Origin of the sequence: Acidocella sp., assembly GCF_035535915.1 — a bacterium.
In the GTDB taxonomy this organism is placed as follows: Bacteria; Pseudomonadota; Alphaproteobacteria; order Acetobacterales; family Acetobacteraceae; genus Acidocella.
The window spans coordinates 1-5,559 of record NZ_DATLPB010000038.1 but is presented as its reverse complement, the minus strand read 5'-3'; the positions used below and the strand labels follow the sequence as shown (position 1 = coordinate 5,559).

General features: G+C 65.7%; 7 protein-coding genes and 1 pseudogene. 7 read left to right on the top strand and 1 reads right to left on the bottom strand.

The window, feature by feature from the left end; translation table 11 throughout:
* Positions 1-371 (bottom strand): annotated as a pseudogene (locus VNC39_RS05060) (lytic transglycosylase); the annotation flags it as partial.
* Between the two features lie 167 nt (positions 372-538).
* Here VNC39_RS05060 and VNC39_RS05055 point away from each other — a divergent pair.
* The 7 genes from VNC39_RS05055 to VNC39_RS05025 all read left to right on the top strand — a co-directional run.
* Positions 539-928, top strand: a complete 390-nt coding sequence (locus VNC39_RS05055) for a hypothetical protein (protein ID WP_325396815.1) — start codon at positions 539-541, stop codon at positions 926-928.
* A 103-nt stretch (positions 929-1,031) separates the two neighbouring features.
* Complete coding sequence (locus tag VNC39_RS05050) at positions 1,032-1,877, top strand: ABC transporter permease (protein WP_325396814.1); 846 nt, start codon at positions 1,032-1,034, stop codon at positions 1,875-1,877.
* Between the two features lie 3 nt (positions 1,878-1,880).
* Positions 1,881-2,663, top strand: a complete 783-nt coding sequence (locus VNC39_RS05045) for an ABC transporter ATP-binding protein (protein ID WP_325396812.1) — start codon at positions 1,881-1,883, stop codon at positions 2,661-2,663.
* Positions 2,664-2,780: 117 nt separating this feature from the next.
* On the top strand, positions 2,781-3,782 hold the full coding sequence (locus VNC39_RS05040) for an aldo/keto reductase (RefSeq protein ID WP_413788782.1): 1,002 nt from the start codon (positions 2,781-2,783) through the stop codon (positions 3,780-3,782).
* A 15-nt stretch (positions 3,783-3,797) separates the two neighbouring features.
* Positions 3,798-4,649, top strand: a complete 852-nt coding sequence (locus tag VNC39_RS05035) for a D-amino-acid transaminase (RefSeq protein ID WP_325396810.1) — start codon at positions 3,798-3,800, stop codon at positions 4,647-4,649.
* On the top strand, positions 4,646-5,416 hold the full coding sequence (locus tag VNC39_RS05030; RefSeq protein WP_325396808.1) for an alpha/beta hydrolase: 771 nt from the start codon (positions 4,646-4,648) through the stop codon (positions 5,414-5,416). Before VNC39_RS05035 ends, VNC39_RS05030 begins: the two co-directional genes overlap by 4 nt.
* Before the next feature lie 9 nt (positions 5,417-5,425).
* Positions 5,426-5,559 (top strand): FMN-binding negative transcriptional regulator (locus VNC39_RS05025; protein WP_325396817.1); only part of this gene is annotated, 134 nt, incomplete at its 3' end.

Sequence of the window (5,559 nt, the reverse complement as noted above, 5' to 3'; positions counted from 1 at the left end):
AGCCCCATGGCGCCGGCAGCGGACACCGTGAGATGGCCCCCCATATATTCGTTGCCGCCGGATTCCACGCGCATCACATTGCGGATCCACGAGGACGGCACGTCGAAACGCTGCGACGCTTCGCCGATATACGGGCCCCAGGGGTCGCCGGGCGGTCCCGGCGGCTGGTAGCTCTGCGGCGCGGCATGCGTGACATAGTAATGCGTGGAAGGGCCGAGCGACGCGCCCCCGCGCCCGCCCGAACACGCCGCCAGCAGCGCCAGGCTGGCGCAGCCGGCTGAAAGACGCACCAAACGGGCGATACGGGCCGGTGCCGGCCGATGCGCGGACCCGCGGCACGGCGCCGCGCGGCCGCATGAAGTCGTCGTCACGGGGGAGCCTCCAACTGGAACGCCTTTGCTTGGTAAAGTCTTCCGGGGTTTCGCTCAATGATGGCTTAAACAAGGTCTGCTAACCCCCTAAACGAGAACAGAACTCGCAGCAACAAAAACCTGCCGGCAACGGCTGCTATCCGCTCGCGAACGGCAATGATAAGACCGTGAGCATGGGTAAGATGAACGGGTTGAAATTTGTTCCGGGCCGGACCTGCCAGTGGCTGGCTTTTGCCGGGCTGATGCTCCTGCTCGCCGCCTGCGCCGGCCACGCGCCGCCAAGCGCCCCGGCGTCCACCGGCCTGTTGCGCCTCGGCACCGTGGTTTCGGTGCGGCCGGCGATCTTCGATGGCGACAACCAGGCGGCGCACAAAATTCTCACCACGCTGAACGTCCCCGCGCCGGCCGAGCAGGATGCGGTGGAGCTGGTGATCCGCCAACAGGATAATTCCGTGATATCCGTCGTGCAGCCGGCCGGCCCCGGGCAGCCGGGTTTCGTCTCCGGCGAGCATGTCATGATCGTCGAGGCCGCGAATACGGTGGTGCGGCCTCGGTAAATCCCGCTTAGCGGTTGCCGCTTCCGGCCCATTCCGCTATCGCCGCTCTATGAATATGATCGCACCGGGACCAGGCAAATCCGGAACGGAGCTTCCGCATCTCATGCAACCCACGGGCCGAAAGATGTCGATTTCCGCCGCACAGGGCTGGGGGCAGCGCTTCGCCCTGGCCCTGGCGGATCTGGGTGAGACCATGCATCTGTGGCGGCTGGTGCTGGCGCTCAGCTTCATGGACATCAAGCTGCGTTATCGCGGCTCGCTGCTCGGCCCGTTCTGGCTCACCCTCTCCACCGCGGTGATGATCGGCGCCATCGGCTTCCTCTATGCCGGGCTGTTCCATCAGGATGTCGGCCAATACCTGCCTTATTTGTCGATCTCGCTGATTTTCTGGGGGTTTCTGAGCACGCTCACGGGCGAGGGCGGCACCTCATTCACGGCCGCGGAAGGCATGATCCGCGCGCAGCGCATGCCGCTGTCTTTGCATGCGGCCCGGGTGGTGATGCGCAACCTGTTCGTGCTCGCGCATAATCTGGTCGTCATCGTCGTGGTGTTCACCATATTCCATGTCGTGCCGAGCAAAGCCGTGTTCAGCGTGGTCCCGGCGCTGGCGCTCTGGCTGGTCGACGGCATGGCCGTGTGCCTGCTGCTCGGCGTGTTCGGCGCGCGCTTTCGCGACATCCCACCGATCATCGCCAGCATCGTGCAGATTGCCTTTTACGTGACGCCGGTGATCTGGAGCCCGACCATGATATTGCACCGCCATATCGGCCGGGTGCTGGTGGAGTGGAACCCCTTCTATGCCCTGCTTGAGATCCTGCGCGGGCCGCTGCTCGGCTTACCGCTGGAGCCCGAAGCCTGGGCCATGGCGCTGGGCTATTCGGCGCTGCTGCTGCTGCTGAGCGCCTTGACCTTCACCCGCGCCCGCGCGCGCATCGCATACTGGATCTGAGCCGTGGCGAGCCTGCAGTTCAACGATGTTTCGGTCTCCTTTCCGCTTTATCACGGCGAGAGCCGCAGTCTGAAAAAGACCGTGTTCGCCGCGGCCTCCGGGCGGCTGGGCGAGGACAAGAAACACCGTTTGGTGGTCGAGGCGCTGCGCCATATCTCATTCTCGCTGAAAAGCGGCGACCGGCTCGGTTTCATCGGTTCCAACGGCGCGGGCAAGACCACCCTGCTACGCACCATGGCCGGCATCTATGAGCCGGTGGCGGGAAACATCGAGATCGACGGCGCGATCACGGCGTTGCTCGACCCCAATCAGGGCATGAACATGGAGCTGACCGGCCGCGAGAATATCCGCCTGCGCGGCCTTTACAGCGGGCTGAGCAAGGCACAGATCCAGCGCCTCGAAGAGGATGTCGCGAGCTTCGCCGAACTCGGCCAGTTCCTGGAGCTGCCGGTGCGCACCTACAGCTCCGGCATGGTCATCCGCCTCGGCTTCGCGCTCGCCACCGCCATCCGGCCGCAGATTCTGCTGATGGATGAATGGATCCTCGCCGGCGACGCCTCATTCCTGGACAAGGCGCGGCACCGTCTGGAAGGCATGGTCCAGGGCGCGGAAATCCTGGTTCTCTCCTCGCACAGCGCGGAGATCATCATGCGCTGGTGCAACCGCGTGATCTGGATGGATGGCGGACAAATCAAGCTCGCCGGACCTCCCGAAGAGGTGCTGGGCGCCTATCTAACACCAGAGCAATTCGCTCAGGTCCAGGCGGTGGTGCGCGTGGCCGCCTGATCCGCCGCCAGGCGGACAAGGCAGCGTCCACCGCGGGCATGAAATCGCTCGCCCAAAATCACGCTTCAAGCCTTCATCGCGGCGATGAAGGCTTGAAGCTTCATGAAAGGACGTTTGATGATGCAACATCGTAAACTCGGCAAGAATGCCGCCGGCGAGAACCTCAGCGTCTCCGCGCTCGGCCTCGGCTGCATGGGCATGTCGGATTTCTACGCCGGCCGCGACGATTCCGAATCCATCGCCACCATCCAGCTGGCGATCGACAAGGGCGTGACCCATTTCGACACCGCCGACATGTACGGCGTCGGCAAGAACGAAGAGCTGCTCGGCCAGGCGATCAAGGGCCGGCGCGACGGGCTGGTCATCGCCACCAAGTTCGGCAACATGCGTTCGGCCGACGGCGGGTTCCTCGGCATCAACGGCAAGCCTGAATATGTGAAGATGGCGGCGGAAGCCTCGCTGAAGCGGCTGAACATCGAAATCATCGACCTTTATTACCAGCACCGCGTCGACCCCAACGTGCCCATCGAGGACACTGTGGGCGCCATGGCGGAGCTGGTGCGCGAAGGCAAGGTGCGGCATCTCGGCCTCTCGGAAGCCGCCCCCGCCACCATCCGCCGCGCGCATAAAGTGTTCCCGATCACCGCGCTGCAGACTGAATACTCGCTCTGGACCCGCGACATCGAGACGGAAATCCTGCCCACGCTGCGCGAACTCGGCATCGGCCTGGTGCCCTATGCCCCGCTCGGGCGCGGCTTTCTCACCGGCGCGTTCAAATCCGCCGCCGCCGTTCCGGCCGGCGATTTCCGCAAGAACAACCCGCGCTTCTCGGACGAAAATTTCGCCAAAAATCTCGCGTTGGTGAAGACCGTCGAAGATATCGCGGCGGCGCGGAAAATCACCACCGCACAGGTGGCGTTGGCCTGGGTGCTGGCCCAGGGCGCGGATGTGGCGCCGATCCCCGGCACCAAGCGGCGCGCCTATCTGGAGCAGAATCTCGGCGCGCTGGACGTCACGCTGACCGCCGACGAGCTGGCAACGCTGAGCAAGGCGTTCGCGCCGGACGCAGTGGCCGGCACCCGCTACCCGGCGGCCGCCATGGCCGCGCTGAACCGCTAAAAGGCGGCGCGGCGCATGGGGGCAGTGGCGTATGTGAACGGGCGCTACCTCGCTTTGAGGCAGGCCTCGGTCAATATCGAGGATCGCGGCTTTCAGTTCGGCGACGGCATTTACGAGGTCGTCTATGTGCAGGACGGGCGGCCGGTCGACGCCGCCCTGCATATGGCGCGGCTGCAGCGCAGCCTGCGTGAAATCGCGATCCTCCCGCCGCTCGCCCCGAACGCGCTCGAGCAGGTGATCCGCGAGGTGCTGCGGCGCAACCGCGTCAGCACCGGGCTCGTCTACATCCAGGTCAGCCGCGGCGTGGCGCCGCGCCAACACGCGTTTCCCGTCTCCCTTGTCCGCCCCAGCCTGGTCGTCACCGCGCGGCACATCCCGGCCCCGCCGCGCGACGCGGCCGCCTGGGCGGGCAGCGCCATCACCCTGCCGGACCAGCGCTGGGCGCGCTGCGACATCAAATCCACCAACCTGCTGGCCAATGTGCTGGCCAAGCAGGCGGCCCGCGAGGAAGGCGCCTACGAGGCGATCCTCTACGATTCGGCACAGACCATCACCGAGGGCGCGTCTTCCTCGGTGTGGATGGTGGATGAGCACGGCACGCTCCGCACCCGCCGGCTCGGTCCCGAAATTCTGCCCGGCTGCACCCGCGCCGCTTTGCTCGAGGAGCTGGGCAGCGACATCGCGTTTGCGGAATCCGCTTTCACGCTGGCCGAGCTGCGGCGGGCCAGGGAGATTTTCGTCACCAGCGCCACCTCCTTCGTCAAGCCGATCACCCGGCTCGACGGCGCGCCGGTCGGCAATGGCGGCCCCGGCCTGGTCACCACCGCCTTGTTCGACCGCTATCTGCGCCATATGCGGATGGCGTGAGGCTCGAACTCGCCACAGCTTCGGCGCTGGGCGCGCGGCGCGGAACCTTCGTGTTCCTGCACGGCGCCTGGTGCTGGAACTGGTATTTCAAACCTTTTTTCCTGCCCTATTTCGCGACGCACGGGTTCGACGCGGTTGCCTTCAGCCTGCGCGGCCACGGCGGCAGCGACGGCCGCGCCCATCTCAACGGTTTTTCCATCGACGATTACGTGGACGATCTGCGGCGCGTGCTGGCAACGGTCGAACGGCCCGTGGTGGTCGGACATTCGATGGGCGGCTTCGTCCTGCAGACCTATCTGACGCAGGCCACTTTGCGCGGTGCCGTTCTGCTGGCCAGCGCCCCGCCCCGGCCGATGCCGGGGCTGCTCGTCAAATCCCTGCTGGCCCAGCCGCTGCATCTGATCCGCGCGGCGCGACCGAAGCAGGATTTCAACCGCGACATGCTGCGGCAAAAGATGTTTTCGCGCGGGCCGGAAGACCGGTCGATGGATGCGTATCTGGCCAATGTGCAGCCGGAGAGCACGCGCGTCGCGGCGTCGATGCTCACCCGCCGCATCCCGCATCCTGAAGCCATCGGCACCCCGGTCCAGGTGATCGGCGCCGGGCGCGACCAGATGGTGCCGCCGGAAGCGGTGGCCCTGACCGCGCGCGCCTACCGCACCAAGCCGGTCATGTTTGACACGATGTCGCATATGCTGATGCTGGAAGCGGGCTGGTGCGACGTCGCGGATACGATCCTCCGTTTCGAAGCGCACCTGCCGAGATAAGGGACCGCCATGTATATCCCGCCTGCCTTTGCCGAGAACGACCCGGCGGAACTGCACGCCATCATGCGCGCCGCGTCACTGCCCATCCTGGTCTCGCCGACGGCGGAAGGGATGATCGCGACGCATCTGCCGCTGAGCTTCCA